The following is a 23,967-nucleotide window of genomic DNA, read 5'->3' on the forward strand; positions in this document are numbered from 1 at the left end:
AATACGCTAACTCCCCATTTCTGGGTAGTCTATTGTAAAGATTTTTGGACAAACGTGTGCAAAAAACTCAATTGCTTGGGTACTTGGTCCACTCTTGGCCATCTAATTGGATATAAGGCTGTCCTTTAATGTACATCATAACGGTATCTTGGTTTTCAGCGACTACCGGAGCACTTGGTAAATTATCAAGCACACGCTTAACAGGCACCGTACCCGCAAATACATCCAGTTTCATGGTGTTATTGATAAGTTCAGACAACGAAAAATAGCTCATCGTCTGTTGTACATCATTCAAACCGCTGTGTTTAACATCAGGACCAATAAACTTCACGGCAGTGGGTACAGACACAATTGACGGGCTTGGGATTTCACGAAGACCTGCAAATTGTAGTTTATCACCCTCTAATGCTGCGCCATGTTCAGGCACAACCATTAACAGTACATTGCGCCCTTCTCTTTCAAGCTGACTAATAAAGTCATCAATATCACTAAATAAATGCTGCTGGCGAATTGGATAACTCTTTAGGCTATTCATGCGAGAGCGGCCCGCTAGCTGATTACCATCATGCAAGCTAATCGTGTTGTAATAAAGCGCACGTGGCTGCTTGGTATTTTTATGGCTCTCCAACCAATTACTTAAGATAGCGGCATCTGAATAAATAGGCTTTCCATCGAAACCATATTGCGCAGCTTGAAATTGACTAAAATCCAAATTAGGCACTGACACGCCACCGTATTGTTTGATCAAGCCAATAAAGTCATCAAAATGACCATCATGATTTAATGCCACGCTCGTGTTGTAACCTAGCTGCGATAAGTTACTAAATAATTGACACTCTTTAGCTACAGGTTTAAACAATTGGTCTTGAGGAGTTTGCCCACAACTCGCACGCAGTAACCTTATTGCTGCAGGACCACTGTATGAGGTTGCTGAATTAAAATTACTAAACAAAATATCAAAGTTATCAAATAAATCACGCGGTCTCACACCAATGGCGTCCAGGTCCGCAGTGGCCAAAGAGCAAATATTAAGCACAACCACGTCAAAGGGTTGTCCATTGAAATTAGTCGGAAATTGGCTTTTTAGTTGAGTTTGTTGCTGATAAAAATCATCGAGTTGTTGATCAAACGTTTTTTGTGGTGACGAACTCGACACTGCGACAGGTACCTGTTTTTTCGTTGATTGATTATTCACAACCACAGGGGTTGAGAGTGTATCTGTTACTGTCGTCGCACTCAGCCAATAAACGTAAATAAACCCGACCACTGAAATACTGGTGTAGCGTATCCATTTTACTGAATACCAATACACCACGACTAAAACAAACAGCCCCAGTAATATATCAACACTGATCACTCGCGTCGCAATCTCCGCAAAGTAAGCAAAGCTGAAGTCTTGTACATTTTCAGCTTGTTTAGTTAAACGTGAAATGGGGGGGAGCCACGAATCGTGATACAAAAGTGCAGCCCCAACTACGACACTGATACTCTGTTTTAAATACGTTAACCATTTGATTTGAAATGACACGGCTAAAAAAGCAAAAAACGCTAAATTTGCGACGAGATCAAATGAAATATCACCACGACTATAAAGAAAAAACTTTACTAAAAAGTATAAGTTCCAAACACCTAATCCTGAAAGCCTCACTGAGAATCCTTTTTCTGTTTTTTGGGAGTATAGGGCGTTAATAACACATGCCTAAAAGTCAATGTACGGTAAATGCTTACTATTTTTTTAAACAAGATTTTACCTGTATTACTAATCAAAACCCCCAATAATAAAGCGATAATAAAAGTAATAAAGAACTGATTTAAACTCATATTTGCTCACCTTTTAAAGTTACTTTTACGGGTTTAGAGATAGGCCTAATCACCTTTTTAAATTCAGGAGTCTCCTTATTCAATGAAGAAATATCAGCTGTTTTAGCATCAAAAACATAACTGACATTTTCTTTTAATTGCTCGGTGTAATCAGGCACGTCAACATTGGTATACCTGCGCTGCAGATGACGGCATTCTTGCTGAATGTAGAAATGATCTGCAATCACATTTTTCGACATAAAAAAGTCGCTAATTTCAAGCTTAAATAAATGCTTAATCGCACTTTCTACGTCATGCTCACGACACGCATGTAAATACAGGTAAATATAATCGTCAGCAAAGCTAAAAATATCCCCTTCACGTTTTACATGAAACAAATGCAGCGGGTGTATTGCATCTATACGGGGTAAAAGTTGTAACATAACAAGCACCCCGCTAACACCTAAATTTGCAGCTGAGTCACTATGCTTAGCAACTTGTTCAACAAATTTATTTATCGGCAGATACCCTTTAGTCAGTACGTTTTCACTGTATTTCAATACCTCATCAATTGAGTTAGGAAGTGGTCTTGAAAACTGGAATCCTTGGATTGATTGAATTTGTGATTGTAACCGCGAAGGCTCAGAGAAACTGTATAAAATAAGGTTCACGCCTAACGTTAAAAAGAGGCACTCATCTTGATGGCGAATAATGCCATCTACATTTTGAATGACTAGCTTTAACTTTCGACCACATTGTTTGCGAAGCGAAAAGCACTCACCAGCCAATGCAGACAAATCAGTGTAGCGCGTTACCGAAAACACTAATGTAGCAGCTTTTTTTGTAAGGCCTAGTTTATACAGTGCATTATTATCTTCGACTATTTTATAAGACAGCGGTAACTTCGTCCCTTGCGGCAACGCATGTTTAACAAGCCATACCTCATCTTCATCTAATCCTTGTTGCGATGATGTTTGCTCATTCGACTCTTCTAAATGAGCATCAAAAACGCTCAATTGCCCCTGCAAAAGCTCACAATTTATAGAATGACCCGCAATTACGCCATCTTTATGGCTCCAATAGTCATATTCTAAGGTACGAATTGAGGCTTCTTGAGTAATAAAAATTTGGCCATCAAAAAGCGTATTTAAAGCCAGAAACTGGCGCCTTACATCACTAATACGCGAGCCCGAAATCAAGAATATAACTGTTACGTTTTTAGCAATAGATAAATCACGGTAAAACCCGAGCTTTTTAGTTAATTGCGCTTCAGTAAGAGGTACTAGCAGCTCTGAATCCAAGTGTAAAATCAGTGTACTATTTCGAAGCTCTTTATATTGTTTTAATTCCTGAATCACGCCGCGAGAGAAATGTAAGTTTTTTGCTAAATTTGCATCGTGATGTAAATGAAAAGGATGCAGCAAACCTTGCTCAAAAAGGCTAAATAATAGCGTGTTATTTTCACTCTCAAAAAACACCTCAACGTGCTCAGAGAGCAGGAAAACAGGGTCTTTATTACTAGCTAATAGGTGTCTTACTAACTCTAATAACTGATTGTCTAAAGATGCCAACAGTGCATAATTTGCACAGCGCTTGAGCGCTGAGTAAGCGTTTTGTAATCCTGTAATTTGTAAATGGGGCACCAGAAAATCCTTTTAAAAGATACTTTAGCGCTAGTTTTAAGCGCTATTCTATATATAATGCGGCTTATGTCCATGTATCGTAGACAAATTAAATTCAGTTTTTGCCGTTATAGGTCTATTAGATGAATGACTTTGCATTTAAAAAATCAACTGTTTTAACAAAAAATGACATTGACAATTTATTACGCCAATTTGGCGGAAAAAATCAAGGTTATATTGAAATAGTCGACGTTGAAAAAAACCGTCAAACGATCGATAAATATCCTTTAATTAAAGATATCGCTTTATCTATTAAAGATACACAACAAGATAAATTATTTAACAAAAGCACATACTAAAGAATGAAAAAGATTTTCGTGAAAGGGATAAAAGGAGGTACTGGAACCACATCGGTAGTGGCAAACCTTGCGTGTGCTTTAAGAAAATCACATGAAACAGTCTATGTAATAGATCTCGATCCTAAAAGCGACATAGGCTTACACCTAGGGCTTGCATGGGACCATTTACTAGGATGGAGTGATTACGCCGATTTTGCATCTGCCAGTGAGCAGTTCCATCAAGATAATGACGGCGTCACGTTCTTACCGTACGGAAGTGGCTCAAACACAAAAAGCAGCTTTAAAGATATAATAAATCATTGCCAGCAACTTCATGACAGCGATGACGCGTGGTTCTTATTTGATTGCCCTGCACATATTAATGCACTTGAATACCCGCTTGACTCTGAAGATATTTTTCTTGAAGTCATCAATTGTGACGCCATATGCCATAGTTTGATGTATAAGCAACTGAATTTTTTAAAGCAGTCTGGTTCATCGTGGCAGCACTACTTCTTGACTAATCGTTTTAATTCAGCGTCTGAATTAGAGTCTGACTTATTACAGCTATGGCAATCTGAATTACCTCTTTTTGCGCCTTTATACATCAACAAAGACGAAGCTATCATGGAAGCAACCGCATTTCGTAATGTGGCGATTAATTGTGCTCCATACAGTGTTGCCAACGATGACTTTGAAACCTTAGCCGGTTGGCTCGTTAGTCGTGCAAACAATAATGAATCATAAGCCAACAGCAATGAAATTACCTGAACGTATCATCAAAACCTGCTTAGGCTTCTTATTTACAAAGAAGATAACTCGTTTTGTGTTTTTTAAATTTCATGGCTACTTTAATCAGCATAAAATAAGCCTACTTGGGGCATTTATTCTGCCTTTTTTGGTGTTATTTTTATCCTTGTTTATAAAACTGGACAAAAACAGAAAAAACCAAATAAAACAAAAGTTAAAGTACTTTTATCCGCATGTAACGCGCCCCGTTGTCACACCCAGTAACTGTGTACGCATTTTATTGCAAAGTATTTATTTAGCCTTGTTCAACACCACAACAACATCACAGGCACAGATAAGCTATGAGCAGCGTAAAACATGGCGAAAAATAAAGCATTCACTCAGAATACTGCGCCTTGTCGACAAAAAATTAGTGCGTGCATTTAAGCGACTTTGGCTGTTTGCTAAAACAAACCCATCAGCAGAATCTTACCAGCGTATTAGTAAAGCTGAAATTTGGAACAATCGCATACTGAAAATCGCGTTTTTCACCATACTCATTTTTGCTGTGGCAGTTTTTGTCACGGTGCCTTTCAGTATCGAAGCACAAGCGGTGTTCATTAGTTTACTGCTTATCGTTGCCTACTCGCTAAGGCGCGTTGAAGGACAGATGGCCACCATCACCATGATCACGCTGGCAGTCACAACATCAACACGTTATTTATGGTGGCGCTACACCGACACGCTTAACTGGGATGACCCCGTCGCATTAGCGTTAGGTATTGGCTTATTATTAGCTGAAAGCTATGCGTGGCTGGTGCTTATTTTAGGCTTTTTTCAAACCATTAACCCACTAAAACGTAAGCCTTTACCACTTAATGAAGACACGTCAACGTGGCCAACCGTCGACATTTATATTCCGACTTACAATGAGCCATTAAGTGTCGTTAAACCTACCACTATTGCTGCCCAAAGCATCGACTGGCCTGCTGATAAGTTAAACATCTACATTTTAGATGATGGTAAGCGTCCTGAATTCGCTGAATTTGCAAGACAAATTGGGGTTGGCTACCTAACTCGCTCAGACAATAATCACGCTAAAGCGGGTAATATGAATCAGGCTATGAAAGTGACACAGGGCGAATATATCGCTATTTTTGACTGCGATCACATCCCTGCCCGCTCTTTCTTACAAATGACTATGGGGCAATTTCTTAACGACAGCAAAGTGTGTCTAGTGCAGACTCCACATCACTTTTTCTCTGCGGATCCATTTGAACGAAATTTAAAAAACCATCGAAAAATCCCGAATGAAAACATGCTGTTTTATGGCTTAATTCAAGACGGAAATGACATGTGGGACGCTACATTTTTCTGTGGTTCGTGTGCTGTACTCAGGCGAAGTGCGCTTGAAGAAATAGGCGGTTTTGCCGTTGAAACCGTCACCGAAGATGCTCACACTGCATTAAGAATGCAGCGTGCAGGCTACAAAACCACCTATATCAATATTCCACAAGCTGCAGGGTTGGCTACTGACAGTTTATCGGCACATGTGGGTCAAAGAATTCGCTGGGCACGAGGGATGGCGCAAATTTTCCGCTTAGATAACCCGTTGTTTGGTAAAGGCCTGAATATTGCTCAACGACTCTGTTATCTCAATGCAATGTTACACTTTTTATCTGGTATCCCTCGCATTGTCTTTTTAACGGCCCCGCTTGCACTAATTTACTTCAATGCACAAATTATCTATGCGCCTTTTGTGGCTATTTTCTTATATATAGTGCCAACATTATTGCAGGTAAAAATTACTAACTCTCGTATTCAAGGTAAGTATCGTTACTCTTTTTGGGGGGAGGTCTATGAGTCTGTTCTTGCGTGGTATATTTTAAAACCCACCACAGTTGCGTTAATTAACCCTAATAAAGGAAAGTTTAATGTGACTGAAAAAGGGGGATTAAACGACACCGATCATTACGACTGGACTATTTCAAGGCCTTACATCATCCTTTTACTTATCAATGTTATCGGCATGACTTATGGCGTATTCAGACTCTTTTTTGGTGATACATCACAGATAGGTGTGTTAATTATCAGTATGTTATGGGCAAGCTACAACGTTATAATTCTGGGTGCTGCGGTTGCCGTTGCAGCTGAAGCAAAACAAGTACGTAGCTCACACCGAATTAAAGCTAACTTCCCTGCTGCAATTAGATTAGCCAACGGACACACGATAAAGGTCAAAATCACCGATTACTCTGATAACGGCGTCGGGCTTGAAACAGAACATAGCCACCTGTGCCGTGTAAACGATAAAGTTGAACTACTAATGAGCCGAGGCTTTAAGCAGTATTCATTTGCCACCTACATTTGCAACACACGCGACAAACAATTGGGCTTAACGCTTCGTGATCTAGATTTAGAAAAACAAAAAGCGTTTATTCAATGCACCTTCTCTCGTGCAGATGCCTGGCTTGATTGGCAAGAAAACTTTAAACACGATAAACCGTCATACAGTTTTTCAAATGTATTTTACACCAGCCTTCGAGGCTTTAAGAACTTGATTTTCCACGCTCCAAATGAATTAAGACCCGTCATTGTATTTGTATCGCAGGTCTTATATTTTGTGGCCTCGTTATTACCTAAAAAACCAACAAAAGCGTTTAAACCATCATGATGAAATCACTATTAACCTTGTTATTAGCAGTTGGCACTCTCAGTTTATCTGGCTGGGCTATGAGCGCAGAGCCACTCCCTGATAAATCTATTTTTGATGATGGTTACCCTGAAAGTGCCCCTGTCGAGAGTTTAACGCTCAGTTTTGAACAATTAGGGCTTAGTAAGTTTAAACTCGATGGCGTGAGTAGTAATACACGTGTTGAGTTTACCAACCGTTTAGACAGGCTCGGGAAAAAGTTAACGCTCAACTTTTCATATACTTACTCACCTTCTTTAATAGGCCGAGTCTCGCATCTAAAAATATTTTTCAATGAAAACTTAGTCACTGTATTACCTATTGACGATAAAAATACGGTACTCGGCAGTGTAGCCGAGCACAGTGTTGCGCTTAATCCCAAGCTAATTAAAGATTTTAACCAAGTGCGTTTTGAACTCATCGGTTACTACGATTTAGTGTGCCAAGACGATTACAGTAAAACAATTTGGGCAGAAATTGGCAAAAGTAGTCATATCAGCATTGAGAGACAATCACTTGCACTTGAAAGTTTACTTGAGTATTTCCCGGCGCCGTTTTTTGACTCGCGTGATTACACCAAGCTGACATTGCCATTTATTTTTTCTTCGCAACCCGATGAGCCAACACTGGAAGCTGCCGCTGCACTATCAAGTTTTTTTGGTGCGCAAGCGAAATGGCGTAAAGCGCAGTTTCCTGTCCATATCAATAGTACGCCCACTGAGCATAGTGTGGTGTTTGCAACCAATGATAATAAGCCTGACTTTTTACTAAATTATCCCGATGTCGATAAGCCAACAATCGAAATCATCAGCAGCCCGACACATCGCTATGCAAAAGTTTTATTAGTGTTAGGCAAAAACACAGAGCAATTAAAAGAGGCAGTTGTTGGATTAGTGTTTGGCTATAAAGTCATGACAGGTCGAAGCGCCACCGTTGACGCAATTGCCAGCCTGCCTTTAAGAAAAGCTTACGATGCGCCGCTGTGGGTTCGTTCAGACCGTGCTGTGAGTTTTGATGAATTTATCGAATACCCGACCCAATTACAATCACAAGGCTTTCGTGGACAACCTGTCCGTTTAGACTTACGCTTTGCGCCCGACTTATTTACATGGCGCGAAAATGGCATTCCCATTACGCTAAACTACCGCAATACCCCTGTTGAGCATGGCATGTTGTCGCGCTTAAATATGCTTATAAATGGCAAATTTGTAGATGGTTTTATTCTTGAGAACGACCATGGTAAAACCATTACTACGCAAACCTTACTGCCGCTATTATCAGACATAAACCCGAGCCAATCACGCCAAGATTTTGAGCTAACAGGGCTTGATTTAACCACTAACAATCAACTCACTTATGACTTTAACTTTGCCGTTGTAAAAACAGGCGAATGCAGTGCGATTCCTGCCGGTGGCGAATTTGGTGCTATCGATGGCAGCTCTACAATTGATGTGAGTAACTTCCATCACTATATTGCTTTACCCAATTTACGAGCATTTGCGAGTGGCGGTTTCCCCTTTACGAAATATGCCGATTTACATCAAAGCACTTTAGTGATGGAGGCTAATAGCTCTACAAATGCGATTAGCTTACTGCTGAATTTTACAGGCCATTTAGGGGCGATTACCGGTTATCCTGCTCATCGTTTGAGTATTCAATTTCCAAGTAGTCAGCTAGATTTTGCTGACAAAGATATTGTCATTATTGGTAAACCAGATTCATTTTTAAGCTCGGTCGCCGAAAACAGCTCTCTCAGTGTATTGATTGATAATAATCAACGTATTGTCGATCAAGCTATTTATAATGGTGCTTATGACAGTACCGATGCCGAAAAAATTAAAGTCAATATACGGAGTTTGGGCCGTTTAGCCATTATATCTGGTTTCCAATCGCCTTTTGATTCTGACCGCTCAGTAGTGTCTTTAATTGCCACTAACGACAATGCTTACTCATTGCTTACAGATGCACTATTAGATAACGCGAAAACATCACAAATAATGGGTAGCTCTGCAATTATTAATAACCAAGGCATTAAAACCATAAAAACCGATGACCAGTATTTTGTTGGCCACGTGCCAATCCACACGCTAATTTGGTTCCATTTTTCAGACCAACCTTTGTTGTTGGCTATTTTATCAATTCTTACCCTACTGCTCATTTCATTTATGTTATGGCGACTATTAATGTTGTTAACAAAGAAACGTTTATCTGAAGGAGATAAAGCATAATGAAAACTCTTGCTTCTTTGCTATTCGTTTTAGCATTTTCAACACCCGCTTTTGCACAATTAACCTGTGCAGCGTGGCCACAGTGGAATACGTTTAAAACGCATTTTATTTCGCCTAAAGGACGTGTTATCGATTTAGGCAGCGAATATGATATAACGACATCGGAGGGTCAATCATATTCACTTTTCTTCGCCTTAGTTGCCAACGATCAAGCCAGCTTTGATACATTATTAGAGTGGACGGAAGTTAATCTTTCTGAAGGCGATTTAAGTACGCGCCTGCCTGCATGGAAATGGGGTATAAAGGAAGGTGAAGGTAAAATTTTAGATTCAAACCCAGCCTCTGACTCTGATTTATGGATAGCATACACTCTCTCTCAAGCAGCCAAACTATGGCAAGACAGGCGCTATGCAGTGCTAAGCAGTGTGCTTGCAGAACGTATTATTCGTGAAGAAACCGCACAGCTTCCTAAACTGGGGATTACATTACTGCCTGGACCTAATGGCTTTAAGGACGGAAACACTTGGAAGCTTAATCCAAGCTATGCCCCACTGTTTATCCTTAAGCAATTTGCTGAACTTTATCCGCACTCTCCTTGGCAGCAATTGCATGACAACTCTGCCAATATGCTTATTAGCACAGCCGCTAAAGGGTTTAGCCCTGACTGGGTTAATTACAATGCAGAGCAAGGCTTTTTTCATGATAAACACGCACCTGCTCTGGGAAGTTATAATGCAATACGGGTTTATTTATGGGCCAGTTTGATGGCTGAAGATGCGCCTTACAAATCAGCATTAATGAAACAATTAACCCCCATGGTTGAGCACATTGTTTCTTCAGGCAAAGTGCCCCTAGAAACACAGGCTGTCACGGGGAAAGTATCAGGTACGGGACCTATTGGCTTTGGGGCTGCACTGTTGCCATTTTTAGCGGCAGAGAATGCATCGCAATCAATCACCGCATTACAACAGCAAATGATGATGGACACCGGTTTTATTAGTAGCCGCTACTATGACAGTGTGTTGTATTTATTTGGCACGAGCGCATTAAGCAAACGCTTCAGCATTAATAAAAATGGCGAACTCATTACGAACTGGAGTGCTAAATGCCAATAAAATGGTTACTTGCTGCAATTATAGCAAGTCCGAGTGCAATCGCCTCTTCGACACAAAACAGCCTTGATACCCAATCTATTGATTGGTTAATAAGCCAAGTGCAACTCGGTGAGATAGAGCTAGACACTGAACTTATGACCAATAGTTTAGATAAGCTGTTGAGTATCGCGCCTAAAGACACGCAAGTGCAGTGTGCAGAGATACGCGTGCTGTATGCGCTGAAAGAAACAGAGCAAGCCAACAACTTGCTTGCAGGTATTGCTCAACAGCCCCACCCCTGTGTTGACAGCCTTGCGCTTTTGGCCAGAGTAAATAACGAAGATAAAGCCACGATTCAACAGGCTCGCCTGCGTGCGCGTGCGGGTCAATATGCTGCAGCAGTTAAAATTTACAATACGTTATTTAAATCGACTTATCCGAATATCGAGTTCGAGCTTGAGCATATTAATTGGCTAGCCCAAGACAGCAGCCAATATCAACACGCCCTAAGGGGGTATCGTTCTTTAATGAAACGCTACCCAAATAGCGGCCGTTTTGAGTTGGCTTATGCCCGTCATCTTATTAAGAAAAATCCTGAAAATGCACACGCGATTGACCTGCTAAGTCACTACGCACACAGTAATCAATATGGTGTAGAAGCCGAATTTGCTTGGCTTTCAGCACTCGAAGACATGCCGCTTACCCAACAAACCATGCGTGCCTATGCACGTTATTTTGAAGCGTACCCAAAAAGCAGTAAGGGGCAGTTACAATTTAGTGATTTTGAAAAAAAATACCAAGCAGAGCAAAGAAAGCTTGCAGATCCTGCCTACAAAGCGTGGGTTAGAGGCAACCAAGCACTTGAAAAGAAAGATTTTTCAAAAGCACAGAGGTATTTTAATTCTGCGTTATCAGGGCGTCCAACAGACCCAGAAATCTATAATAGTTTGGGTTTGCTTAATCTTCGGCAAGGCAATAATGAGCAGGCTTACAACTTTTTTAAAAAAGCACAACAATTCAGCACAGATGTAAATCGTATTACCGTATTAAAAGGCTTAGCAAACACAGCACGATTTTGGCAGTACATCGATGAGGCAAAATCGGCACTCAGTGCATCACACTTTAAACGTGCTGAACTTAAGCTAAATTTAGCCGACACTCTCGATGAAGACCCAGACACCGTGCTGTTTTACCGCGCACAACTTGCTGAACAAAGTGGTCAATATCAAACGGCTATGAATTTGTATAAGCAAGTATTAAAAAACGATCCTCTGGCAGAGTCGACCCTAAGCGCAATGCTTCGCCTCAGTGCGTCAGATGGTAATTATACGAGAAGCCATCAGTTTTATAATGGCTTAAGCACTCAGCAGCAAGCGCTTATAGCCCAAGATTATACACTTTTACAAACTCAGCAATTACGTGAACAAGCCGATGAATTAACCGCCAAAGGAGACCTCGATGGAGCAGTACAACGCTTATTAGTCGCCATAAAACAAAGCCCGCGCCAAAGTTGGTTGTACTATGATCTAGCAAACTTATACCAACAACAGGGGTTGGTTGATCATGCCAAAGCTCTTTACAAAAAAACCTTATGGCAATTCCCTCTTGATGCTGAGCTTCGCTACAGCCATGCTTTGTTTTTACGCTCATTGAATGACTACGAGGGGGCATTAGCAACCCTTGATTATATTCCAAATAACGCACGCACTGAGCAAATTAATGTATTAACTGAGCAACTGAGTATTAATGCCAAACTTGAAAAACTCGCGACAAATAATACGGCAACGAATAAAGCTACAATTATTTATAAACTCACGGAATTAGAAGCGCAACCACTCACCCCGCTTATGCAGGCAGAGCTGGCAACTCAGTGGCGACAAATTAATGAAAATAACTATGCTATTCGACAGTTAAAGAAGGCGCTTACGCGCGATCCAAGTCTCAACCCTTACTGGCATATGCTCTATGGTGGCTGGCTTATCGAAAGCGCTAATCAAGCAGACACCGACACATGGCTTGCGCATTACCAATTACCCACTAAGGCAACTGAGGCCGAGCAAGCGCAGTGGTTAGCTTTGCAAATTAACTACATTAACACCTTTGAGCAAGGACAACGTCGTATTGCAAAACTGAGCTCACTCGATCAGCAACACAATAATAATCCCCAATTAGCTGAAGCCCTTATCACTGCGTATATTGAACAAAGTGAAGGCAACGCTGCAATCAACCGATACCAACAACACACTGCGGCCGGATTCAGTGTTTCGATTGATACCGCATTGGCAGTTGCTAAATTAAGTCGAGAGCAAGGTGAGCACCTTTTAGCGGATCACATCATTGCAGAACAGGTCCATGCTGTTAATGCACAAGAGGCATACCGCCAACAACAGCTAATGGCTGCCCTCGGTAATGTTGAAAACCAGTCAAAAGCCCTCAAGCTCGCTCAACAATTACTCGCCAAGTCAAACAATAATGCCGAGCTTTATTATCAAGCGGCATCCGTTGCCGATTCGCTTGAACAAACTACCCGTGCAGAGAATTGGTATCGTACTGCAATCGCCCCGCAAACACACAACCAGACCACTCTCAGTGATGAACAAAATTATGCGCTTTACGCGCTGAACGACGATGCACCTTGGTACGTCAATAATGCGAAACGCCAGTTGCAGCGTATTGAGCGCAATGAGCAGGCGTATATTACTGCGGCCATCAACCTTAGCAGCCAAACCAGTACTCAAAATGAGTCATCATTAGGGGCAGGCGCCACTCCCATAGAGGCTGGTTTCCCGCTTTTTGGTGGCACCGGTATTGTAAAGCTCGATCCGATGACGATTTCAAGTCAAGAAACACGTTTTGATGAAACCTTCGCGGGTAGCCGCTACGGACAAGGTGCGTTGTGTATTTTCGATTGCCCATTGACCAGCATTAAGCCGAAGCAACAAGGTATCGATATTGGCCTTGCGTGGCAAAACGAACAGTGGCGCTTTGATATTGGCACGACCCCACTGGGCTTTTTAGTTGAGGACATTGTTTGGGGCATTGATTACAACGGCGATATTGGTGATTTTGGCTATGGTGTTACAGTGAATAAACGCCCTGTCACCAGCTCAGTTTTATCGTATGCGGGTCTAGAAGATGTATTCACTAACCAAGTGTGGGGTGGCGTACGCGCTACACAACTTCAGCTCAGCCTTTCTCACGATCTAGGACTCGACTGGGGATTTTGGGGCAGCACAAACTATCAATTGCTCAAAGGTAAAAACGTTAAAGACAATCAAAGTTACAGTCTTATGGGGGGCAGTTACTACCGAGCCATCCGACAGCGGGATCAAGAGTTAAGCTTGGGCATTAACCTATTACACTGGTCTTATAAATATAATTTAAGTGAAGAAACGTGGGGTCATGGTGGCTATTACAGCCCGCAAAACTACTTAGGGGCTTCTTTTCCCGTGGTTTATGATCACCGAATTGGTCACAATTTTATTTATCGTCTTCGTGCGGGTGTATCGTGGTCAACAACAACGACTGACGAAATTGAATTTTTCCCGAACGATGCTCTTTTGCAGGCTCAAGCACACGCGCAAACAGATGTAACCGGAGTGACGCCTATTTTTGAAGATGATAAAAGTAATGGGCTTTCTTATAACTTAGGAGCCAGTTTTGAATACCGTTTTACACCCCATTGGTTTTTTGGCGGGTATTTAAATTTAGATCGTGCAGATTTTTACGAACCAAACTATGCACAGTTCTATTTTAGGTACTACTTTAAGCCGGTTTATAGTGAACTGACCTTCCCTGGAAAGCCCGTTGTACCTTACCAAAGCTACTAAACACTGGCCTATAACCCTTCCCCTGAACTGAAGGTCTATGTATACTGTAGCGCGCATGTAGCTAGGATAAGGGTGTGTCTCTTACCCTCAAGTTCATAACTTGAACAACAAACCATTATCTTAGCTGCATCACACACATGGCCGCCCGTTCAACAATAAAATACACAGAACGACCAATGCAAAAATAACAAGGCCTCAACAAAAACTTAAAGTTAGGAAGTAAATATGAGTTCATTACCTAAAGCAGGTGACTTTTTAGGGCATCCTAAGGGGTTATTCCTGTTGTTCGGCACAGAAATGTGGGAACGATTTGGTTATTACGGCATGCGTGCCATTTTAGTGCTGTACTTAGTTGCACTTGTTCAAGAAGGTGGTTTTGGTTGGTCAAATGCTGATGCATTGAGCCTTTACGGTACCTTCACTATGGCTGTTTATATTACGCCATTACTTGGTGGTTGGTTAGCTGATAACGTGCTAGGTCAGCGTAAAGCAATTATCCTAGGTGGTTTATTAATGGCTGCTGGCCATTTTACCATGGGTATTCCTCACAGCTATTTAGCAGGCCAAGAAGAAAACGTTTTTTATCTTGGTTTAACACTACTGTGTTTAGGTAATGGTTTATTTAAGCCAAACATCTCAACAATGGTAGGTGATCTATATAAAGAAGGTGATCAACGTCGTGATGGCGCGTTCACTATTTTCTACATGGGTATCAACTTAGGGGGTGCGCTTGGTCCACTTATCGCTGGCTATGCTGCTGCATCAATGGGCTGGCAATGGGGCTTTGTAGTGGCAGGTATCGGTATGGTGATCTCTGTACTAATGCAACTTGCACTGAGCAACAAATACCTAGGCGATATCGGTGTGGTTCCTTCTGCTAAGCTTTCACAAGCACAATCAGAATCAAACACGAAAGAGCCACTGACTAAAGTGGAAACTGACCGTATTAAAGTTATCTTCACAATGAGTGTATTCAGTATCATCTTCTGGATGGGGTTTGAGCAAGCAGGTGGTCTTATGAACCTATTTGCCAACGACTACACTAACCGTATGCTATTTGACTTTGAAGTACCTGCATCTTGGTTCCAATCGTTAAACTCTATTTTCATCATTGTATTTGCACCGCTCGTTGCCATTATTTGGTTAAAACTTGATAAGCGTGAGCCTAACTCACCTGTTAAGTTTGCTATTGCACTTATCTTCTTAGCACTTGGCTTTATCACCATGATTTTGGCACTAATGACGCAAGGTCAAGGCGATAACCTGCAAATCAGCATGATGTGGCTCGTGTTATTTTACTTATTCCATACACTAGGTGAGCTATGTTTATCACCGATTGGTTTATCAATGGTAAGTAAACTAGCACCACTGCGTTTAGCGTCAATGCTTATGGGTATTTGGTTCCTGTGTACAGCTGTTGCAAACAAGATTGCTGGTTTCGTAGGTTCTTTCCTAGGCGAAGGCGAAGCGGCCGTTGAAAATGCAATGGGTATCTTTATTGGTTTAGGTGCGACAGCAATTATCTCTGCTGTCATCATGTACTTATTAAGCGATAAACTTGTTAAGTGGATGCACGGTGCTGAAGGTCAGCATGTGCCTCACACACAAGAACACATTCTTGCAGAAGAGCTAGAAGTGACTGCTGAAAAGCAATAATACGTTTCCCCACAGCGCCTGCTGTGGGGATTTTCTTTCTAAAGGCTACTTCCCCGTCCTCAATACTGATACTATAATCCAACGTTAATCGGTATATCGGCAAGGACGTTACATTGCGCTTTTTAATTCAACTGTCAGTTTTTTTAACTATTTCATTACTCGCAGCCTGCGGGGGTGACAAAACAACAAAAGAAACAGCAGTCCCCCCTACTCAAACCGGGTTAATTATTTCTGCCGATAATGGCTTAACTGAGCAGTTTGATAATGGCAAAGTCATTCTCACAGCCCCAAAGAATACCGTCACAACAGACACAACGTTCACGTATACATCAACAGCTGCGACACCTACCGATACTGACCAAGGCATTGTCTCTGCGCGCTATACATTCAGACCGAATAATGTGGTTTTTTCAGACCCACTAACCTTAGCGATTAAGCTACCAGAGCAACAAGCTGATGTTGCTTTTAGCATCGTAATTTTAAAAAATGAGCAATGGCAGCCCCTTACTACAATAAAAAATGACGATGACTTTGCAGTCAGTCAAATCACTGAGTTTGGCACATTTGCTTTAAAGTCGCGCAGTGTGCCTGCGGTCAGTAAAACGATTGGTGAACAATGTGATGATAACGCAACATCACAAACCGTCCGCTTTATCCATGTAGCTGACTTACATGCTCGCTTTGGGTTTAAAGAGCAGCTTTTTAGTCGTATCCGCAGTTATTACGACAATGCAAAGCAAGCGAACCCAAACACCCTCTTTACGAATGGTGGGGATGACTATGAAAAAGGCACGGTTGCTGAACAAACATCGCAAGGCTTAGCTACGGTTGAAGCCATTAAAGCAATGGCATTTGATGTGAGGGTTATTGGTAACCACGATTACGCCTGGGGTCCTGAGCAATTACTTGATTTTGCCGATGACGATAATGCCATTGTGCTTGCCAGCAACACGGAATACGACGGTAATGCCGACATTGAATTTGCAGCAGTTGATTTTTCAGTGGTAAAGGTAGGCTGTCTGCGTATTGGTTTTTTTGGCATGACTTCAGTGCCATGGAATGAGCTTGATAATCCGATTGAAGATGATCCAATTCCAGATTTTATTGCTAACTTCAAAATGAACTGGCAATGGCAGGAAGTGGCAGAGCAAATCGTTAATCAATATCGACAAGACGTAGACTACATGGTGATGGTAAGCCACCTTGGGGAAGGCACTGATACGCGTATTGCTACCACTGTATCTGGCATTGACTTAGTGCTCGGTGGGCACACCCATGGCGGCGAAAATTATCAAACTCTCGAAAACGGCAGTCTTGTAATTCAGCCAAACTTTTTTGCCCAAGGTCTAACCGATTTAACCTTAACCTTCGACCTTAAAGATAAAAGTATCACCGATGTTGATTACAATACGGTATCGACCAGCGACATAATGACAGTTAGCACAGACACAAAAACAGCAATAGACGAAATTATGGGCCGCTATGCCCCCGACGCCAATACCGAAATTGCTGTGTCTGAAAACTACCCAAGCGCGGAGGAAGTAGCCCTGCTCACAGCGAAAGCAACAAAACAACAATTTGCAGCTATTGATGCAGCCCTTTTTGATGCAAGCCAAGTACAAGATCGCTGGTTGCCCGGCACACTCACACAAGAAGATTTTCATGCCGCGTTTAAAGTTGAGCGCCAACCCTCAAATACATCAGGCTTCAATGCAATTTACCAAGTCAATGTCACAGGCGCTGAGCTTAAAGCCATGGTACAAAGCCAACCTGAGTGGGTTTACTTAGCCCCCGCGAGTATTGACGATGCTGCACAGTATCAAGTGGCACTTTTTAAAGGCCCTGCCCTCAATAGCACCTTATTCTTCCCGACTGTGCCAGCATTAGAGGCAAATTTATTGGCCGAAAGTTGGTGGATACTGGATAACTATGCCCGTTTTCGTACCAGCCAGTGTTTATATTTAGACACTGAGAATACACTGAGTGCCTGCGAAAATGAGGATGTAGTCACTGTCTGGAATTTTAATGATCCGAGCCAAGGGTTTAAAAGTGACTTAGGTCCCGCAACTCTTAACTTCTTCGACCCAGAACAACGTAATTGGGGAGAAGAAAACAGCCAATTTTCGACGACCAGCGCATTACAAATTGCTGATTTAAAAGACGGTATCTCAGGGGTATTAGCGTTTTCTCGGCACAGTCCAAGTCAAGGCTTACTACTAACAGCAAATAGTGCTGCCAATGGCGACTTTACCAATGACGGATTGATTGCCGATTACACACTCGTCATGGATTTACTGTGGCCTGAACAAAGCAGTCAACAATGGCGCGCTCTGTTACAAACCGATATCACCAATATAAGCGATGCCGACTTATATACGAATAAAGCTAACGCGATAGGTATTGCTACAACTGAGAGTGGTTACTTTGGTAACCTAAACGCTGGTGAGTGGCATCGCCTTGCTTTTGTATTCTATGCAGCGCCGACTAACGGAGCACTAAAAATTTACCTAGATGGTAAGCTTATCGGTGTGAAAGACGAAGGCGAAATAAACCAGCGCTGGGCGATTGATAAAGCAACCTTACTGCTGACCGATAATGACTATGAAACGGAGCCTGGGTATTTAAATGCGCTGCTGTTTGCAGGCCGAGCCATGACAGACAATGAAATAGCCACCTTAGGCGCAGCAAAACAACAATTGAATTATGTCCGTTCAACACGCATCTTAAATCACGTTGTTGAACGTCATTACCAAACGGCACCACACATAATGAATAATCCGTGGTTACAGCAACGCAGTAAGTTTTTTAACAAACAACGCCAAAGTGTAAACTAATTAATACACACAAGCTAAATAAAAAGGCCAATATTGGCCTTTTTAACTCCTTTAAAAGAAGCATTTAAAGCATTTAAATTCAAAAGCTTAATAACAAAAAACAGTGTGCATCATGCGTCCTATTAAGCCTTTCTATTTGCTTAAGCCTAGGGTGATTGTTGAAATTAAAATCATTGTCCCATTTAATTTACAAAACACACCGTCGCTAAATAAGCCTCAGATCTTCCCCTTATCGGTTTTCTGGTTAATCATCCGCTCATTACACAACAATAACTTTTTTAGCGCAGTGCTTATAATTGCGGGAGTAATGACAATGAGCGAAGTAAATAATCCGTTAGGTTTAGTGGGCATTGAATTCACTGAATACGCAACACCTGATGCAGATTACATGGACAAAGTATTTACTGATTTTGGTTTCTCGAAACTCAAAAAATTCAAAGGTAAAGACATTGTTTACTATAACCAGCACGACATTCATTTCTTACTAAACAATGAGCGTGAAGGTTTCTCGGCCGAATTTGCTAAAAGCCACGGCCCAGCAATCTGTTCAATGGGTTGGCGTGTAGAGAATGCTCAAAAAGCATTTGAAGTAGCGGTTGAACGTGGCGCAAAACCTGCCACTGATTCAGCACACAAAGACTTACCTTACCCTGCAATTTACGGTATTGGTGACAGCTTAATCTACTTCATCGAACAATTTGGTGACAAAGGTTCAATCTATGAGTCTGATTTCGAAGACTTAGAAGAGCAAAACGTTGTTGAAGACAAGGGCTTCCTTCGTATCGACCATTTAACAAATAACGTCTACAAAGGCACCATGGAAACATGGGCTAACTTCTATAAAAATGTATTTGGTTTTACTGAAGTTCGCTATTTCGACATTAAAGGTCAAAAAACAGCGTTATTATCTTATGCACTTAAATCACCGTGCGGAACCTTCTCTATTCCAATCAACGAAGGTAAAGATAACAACAACAACCAAATCGATGAGTATCTAAATGAGTACAATGGTCCGGGTGTACAACACTTAGCATTCCTAACGAATGACCTAGTAGGTTCACTTGATAAGCTAGACCAATCAACAATTGCAACGCTAGATATCATCCCTGAGTACTACGACACCATTTTTGACCGTGTACCTTGGGTTAAAGAAGACAAAGAAAAAATCCGTGAGCACCAAATTCTTGTCGATAGCCAGAGCGAAAACTGCTACTTGCTACAAATCTTCTCGAAGAACCTTTTTGGTCCTATCTTTATTGAGATGATCCAACGTGTAGACGACGGTGGTTTTGGTGAAGGTAATTTCCAAGCATTGTTTGAGTCTATTGAACGTGATCAAGAGCGTCGTGGTGTAATCTAAACCACACGTAATCAAAAAAGCAGCGTGTTTAACACGCTGCTTTTTGTCGTTTTGATTTCTGTTTTCAACGTAACTGTTTAAATTGCGCAGATTGCCTCCATATCACTATCTAACACATCAGCGCGAACTAATAAGGAAAGAGTATGAGCCTAATTAACGAAACCCATGATATTAATTTAAAAAGCTGGGTGAGTTCAGCAAACGAAGCGAACTGTGACTTCCCGATTCAAAACTTACCATTCGCAGAAGTTCGTCGTAAAAACTCAGACGAAGCGTTTCGTGGTGCCGTTGCTATTGGCGATCAAGTAATTGATTTAGCGAAAGTGAATGAACTTGGTATCTTCTCAGGTGATGCACAGGTTGCTGTTGCAGCGGCTAGCAAAGCAACGCTTAATGAGTTTATGGGTTTAGGTCAGCAATACTGGTCTGCACTGCGTCTTGCATTATCAAACGCACTTCGCGAAGGCGCCAAGGAGCAAGCTCAGCTTACTGACGCCCTCATTGCACAGGCTGATATAGAATTTGCACTGCCATGTCGCATTGGTGATTACACAGATTTTTATACCTCTATCTACCATGCAACGGCTGTCGGCAGCTTATTCCGTCCTGATAATCCTTTACTGCCTAACTATAAATGGGTACCCATTGGCTATCATGGTCGTTCTTCATCAATTGATGTATCAGGTCAAACATTCCACCGTCCAAATGGTCAAACAAAAGCACCTGACGCTGAAGTACCTTCATTTGGCCCGTGTAAACGCCTAGATTACGAATTAGAGCTTGGTATTTACTTAGGTAAAGGTAACGAGCTGGGCGATGCAATTGCCATCGAAAACGCTGAAAACCATGTATTTGGTTTCTGTGTATTCAATGACTGGTCAGCACGTGACTTGCAAGCATGGGAATACCAACCTTTAGGTCCATTCCTTGCGAAAAACTTTGCATCAACTGTATCACCATGGATTGTAACAACAGAAGCACTTGCACCGTATAGAACACAGTGGACGCGCGATGAAAATGATCCGCAACCAATGGACTACTTAGAATCGACGCACAACCGTGAATTTGGTGCATTCGATATTAAGATGGATGTGCAAATTGAAACTGAAAAAATGCGTAAAGAAGGTCACGCTCCAACGCTAGTTTCTAAATCAAGCTTCAAGCACTCATACTGGACAGTGGCACAAATGGTCACACACCACACGGTAAACGGCTGTAACTTCCAACCTGGTGACATGCTTGGTTCGGGTACGCAATCTGGCCCAGAGCATGAAGAAGCGGGTTCTTTATTAGAGCTTTCACGTGGTGGTAAAGAAAAAATCACACTTGAGAACGGTGAACAACGTACTTTCTTAGAAGATGGTGACAACGTTATTATGCGTGGCTGGTGTGAAAAAGAAGGTTTTGCACGTATTGGCTTCGGCAGAGTTGAAGGCACCGTATTACCTGCTAAATAGAAATACTTATCTATTTTCATAAACTAAGGGCATTTTTTGCCCTTTTTTTTGTACTTTTTTTAACTGAGTTACAATTTTTTGCTAGCTTTTTTAGTTCAGATTGCTATCTTAGCTCGGTTATTAGCCGATTTATGTACGCCATGTTAGTTAAACTTAAGTCTTTTTATCGCACGTTTTTTCCAGCTCGACAGCTGCTGATCCGTCAAAACGGCGAAGTAAAACACCTTATATTAGCACCTTGGGTACAATTAACGACTTTACTCGTCGTTTTAACCGCTCTTGTTTGGTTGAGCGTGTCAACATTACAAATCATTTCGCAAGCTGACAAAATGTCTCAAATAGAGCAAACCCAGCTTAGCAAACAACAAGAATGGCAAAAGCAATACCAACAACAGCAAGCCATTTACACAAAACAACTTGAACAATTGGCGGTGTTAGAGCAAAAACAAGCTTTACTGCAAAGCATGATTGAGTCTTTACCTGAGTCAATGAACAAACCAGCATTAAATAATGAGGCTGAACCTATCCTACTGCCGATTCAAGAGAACGCAGACGAGTTTCATGCCCCATTAGAAGACGAGCAACTACCTGCACAGGCAAAACAATACGAAAGCGCCTCAATGCGCATTACACGCCTTAATAAGAGCTATGACTACACCTTCAATTTTTTAGATCAGCAAATTAAGCAACGCCACGAAGAGATTATCGCAATGCTTGAAGGGGCAGGATTAGACAGCGCACTTGCTCGCAGTTCTGTAGCTGAAGATACCGACACTGCACAAGGGGGTCCGTTAGACTTATTTGATGAGTCTAAAATACCCAGTCAATTTTTGGCCATTGCAGACAAACTCTTGGCATTAAACAATTTAGAAAATTTATTAAGTGAACTACCGCAAACACTGCCTGCAGCCGATTACTATATTTCAAGCAGTTACGGTTTACGTAAAGATCCAATGAATGGCCGTCGCGCTTTTCACAAAGGAGTAGACCTGGCAGGTTGGCACAAAACAGAAATTTTTGCGCCTGCTGATGGCACCGTACTTCGCGCAGGTCGCAATGGCGGCTATGGTAATTTTATCGAGCTACAACATAAAAATGGCTTCGTAACACGCTTTGGTCACTTAAATAAAATTAAGGTGAAAAAAGGCCAAACAGTCACTAAAGACGATGTAATTGGTTTAATGGGTAGCACTGGTCGAAGCACCAGCACGCACCTACATTACGAAGTTTTAGTGAATGGTAAACATGTCAATCCAGTTAAAATAACAAAGGCGCTTTCTCGTGTTCGGTAAGAAAAAACAAGCAGCAACCAGCAGTAGCTCATCTTTAAAAAGAACCAACCACACTCCCTCTATCATTGCAGAAGATATGCGTTTGACAGGCTCACTCACCAGCCAAGGTGAAGTTCAACTTGATGGTCGCATTGAAGGTGATTTGCGTGTAAAGCATTTAGTGATTGGCCTAACCGGTATGATTGAAGGCATGATCGAAGCTGATAGCGTGGTCGTTAAAGGTAAAATTATTGGTTCGTTGATTGCAAACAAAGTGATGATTGAAAGTAGTGCCGAAGTGCATGGTGATGTCTTTCACGACACTTTAAGCATTGAAGCAGGTGCAATGATAGAAGGCAGCCTAAAACATCGACACGAAGAAGACAACGTTGCCCCTATTAAACCTGAAGCGAGCGAAGAAAGTACATCCTCGCTGCTAGTCGATGATGACAACGACTTGTCATTTGTTAATAAACAAGCCGCTGACAAGTCTTAACGCTTTTTAGCCGTTATATACATTGTAATGTCTGCGGTGAATACCAATTCATCGCGGCTGTTATACACCTTAACGGGTACAACTAAATCTTCTTTATCTAGCCATTGCCGAGGGAAATCTATCTCAGCCACTGCGCGCATATCACTATCCACTTTTGCTAAATAATTAACCGTCATACTTTTTGGGATCCAGCGGTGCGTTTTAGCAGGTACGGTGGCATCAACCATTAGCCCTGCACATAATTCAGCAATATTACACTGAGCAATGGCATGTATCGTACCAATATGATTATGTATCGCACGGCGATTTTTAACCGTTGCACTGCAATAGCCCAATTTCAATTCATTGACGACAGGCTTTATTGAAGCAAAGTAAGGCGCTTTAAAACACACGGCTTTACTAAAAAGCCATTTTCCTTTTGGCAAAGACTGGCACTTCGACCAAATTTTTAACAGATTCGATTGTGAGCTCACGACATCTATCCAATTTTTTTATTAGAAATAAAAACTAACACATCAGACCAGATAGCGAAATGAAAATTTAAAGTAACCATTACTCGC

The 23,967-nt window shown here is 41.6% G+C and carries 15 protein-coding genes; 12 read left to right on the forward strand and 3 right to left on the reverse strand.

The window, feature by feature from the left end:
* Positions 1-67: 67 nt before the first annotated feature.
* The gene (bcsG, locus tag H3302_RS10830) at positions 68-1,648 is read right to left on the reverse strand and encodes a cellulose biosynthesis protein BcsG (protein ID WP_065978854.1); all 1,581 of its coding nucleotides are present in this window, start codon (positions 1,646-1,648) and stop codon (positions 68-70) included.
* Between the two features lie 169 nt (positions 1,649-1,817).
* Positions 1,818-3,443 carry a cellulose biosynthesis protein BcsE gene (gene bcsE / locus H3302_RS10835; protein ID WP_036966973.1) on the reverse strand — a complete coding sequence of 542 codons (1,626 nt, stop codon included), beginning with the start codon at positions 3,441-3,443 and terminating at the stop codon, positions 1,818-1,820.
* A 122-nt stretch (positions 3,444-3,565) separates the two neighbouring features.
* Here bcsE and bcsR point away from each other — a divergent pair, with 122 nt between their 5' ends.
* From bcsR to H3302_RS10895, 12 genes are all read left to right on the forward strand, one after another.
* On the forward strand, positions 3,566-3,781 hold the full coding sequence (gene bcsR, locus H3302_RS10840) for a BcsR/BcsP family cellulose biosynthesis protein (protein ID WP_036966971.1): 216 nt from the start codon (positions 3,566-3,568) through the stop codon (positions 3,779-3,781).
* A 3-nt stretch (positions 3,782-3,784) separates the two neighbouring features.
* Positions 3,785-4,507, forward strand: a complete 723-nt coding sequence (bcsQ, locus tag H3302_RS10845) for a cellulose biosynthesis protein BcsQ (RefSeq protein WP_036966968.1) — start codon at positions 3,785-3,787, stop codon at positions 4,505-4,507.
* A complete protein-coding gene (bcsA, locus tag H3302_RS10850) occupies positions 4,497-7,163 on the forward strand; it encodes a UDP-forming cellulose synthase catalytic subunit (RefSeq protein WP_081759708.1) in 2,667 nt (888 codons plus the stop codon). The genes bcsQ and bcsA overlap by 11 nt, the downstream gene beginning before the upstream one ends.
* Positions 7,160-9,409, forward strand: a complete 2,250-nt coding sequence (bcsB, locus tag H3302_RS10855) for a cellulose biosynthesis cyclic di-GMP-binding regulatory protein BcsB (RefSeq protein WP_182395166.1) — start codon at positions 7,160-7,162, stop codon at positions 9,407-9,409. Before bcsA ends, bcsB begins: the two co-directional genes overlap by 4 nt.
* Complete coding sequence (gene bcsZ, locus H3302_RS10860) at positions 9,409-10,524, forward strand: cellulose synthase complex periplasmic endoglucanase BcsZ (protein WP_065978851.1); 1,116 nt, start codon at positions 9,409-9,411, stop codon at positions 10,522-10,524. The genes bcsB and bcsZ overlap by 1 nt, the downstream gene beginning before the upstream one ends.
* Entirely contained in the window at positions 10,515-14,333 is a 3,819-nt protein-coding gene (locus H3302_RS10865) for a cellulose synthase subunit BcsC-related outer membrane protein (RefSeq protein ID WP_182395168.1), read from the forward strand. The genes bcsZ and H3302_RS10865 overlap by 10 nt, the downstream gene beginning before the upstream one ends.
* A 225-nt stretch (positions 14,334-14,558) precedes the next feature.
* Positions 14,559-15,989 (forward strand): peptide MFS transporter, encoded by a 1,431-nt coding sequence (locus tag H3302_RS10870; RefSeq protein ID WP_075593749.1) that lies wholly within the window; start codon positions 14,559-14,561, stop codon positions 15,987-15,989.
* A gap of 113 nt (positions 15,990-16,102) precedes the next feature.
* Positions 16,103-18,823 (forward strand): metallophosphoesterase, encoded by a 2,721-nt coding sequence (locus H3302_RS10875; RefSeq protein ID WP_182395170.1) that lies wholly within the window; start codon positions 16,103-16,105, stop codon positions 18,821-18,823.
* Between the two features lie 313 nt (positions 18,824-19,136).
* On the forward strand, positions 19,137-20,183 hold the full coding sequence (gene hppD, locus H3302_RS10880; protein ID WP_036969124.1) for a 4-hydroxyphenylpyruvate dioxygenase: 1,047 nt from the start codon (positions 19,137-19,139) through the stop codon (positions 20,181-20,183).
* 143 nt (positions 20,184-20,326) lie between these two features.
* Positions 20,327-21,640 carry a fumarylacetoacetase gene (fahA, locus tag H3302_RS10885; RefSeq protein WP_065978848.1) on the forward strand — a complete coding sequence of 438 codons (1,314 nt, stop codon included), beginning with the start codon at positions 20,327-20,329 and terminating at the stop codon, positions 21,638-21,640.
* Positions 21,641-21,780: 140 nt separating this feature from the next.
* Positions 21,781-22,932 (forward strand): M23 family metallopeptidase, encoded by a 1,152-nt coding sequence (locus H3302_RS10890; RefSeq protein WP_036969122.1) that lies wholly within the window; start codon positions 21,781-21,783, stop codon positions 22,930-22,932.
* Positions 22,922-23,407 (forward strand): polymer-forming cytoskeletal protein, encoded by a 486-nt coding sequence (locus tag H3302_RS10895; protein ID WP_182395172.1) that lies wholly within the window; start codon positions 22,922-22,924, stop codon positions 23,405-23,407. Before H3302_RS10890 ends, H3302_RS10895 begins: the two co-directional genes overlap by 11 nt.
* Here the strand turns inward: H3302_RS10895 and H3302_RS10900 are convergent.
* Positions 23,404-23,880 carry a hotdog fold domain-containing protein gene (locus H3302_RS10900; RefSeq protein WP_036966946.1) on the reverse strand — a complete coding sequence of 159 codons (477 nt, stop codon included), beginning with the start codon at positions 23,878-23,880 and terminating at the stop codon, positions 23,404-23,406. The genes H3302_RS10895 and H3302_RS10900 overlap by 4 nt on opposite strands.
* Positions 23,881-23,967: the final 87 nt, after the last annotated feature.

The organism is Pseudoalteromonas sp. MT33b (assembly GCF_014117385.1).
Lineage (GTDB): Bacteria > Pseudomonadota > Gammaproteobacteria > Enterobacterales > Alteromonadaceae > Pseudoalteromonas > Pseudoalteromonas lipolytica.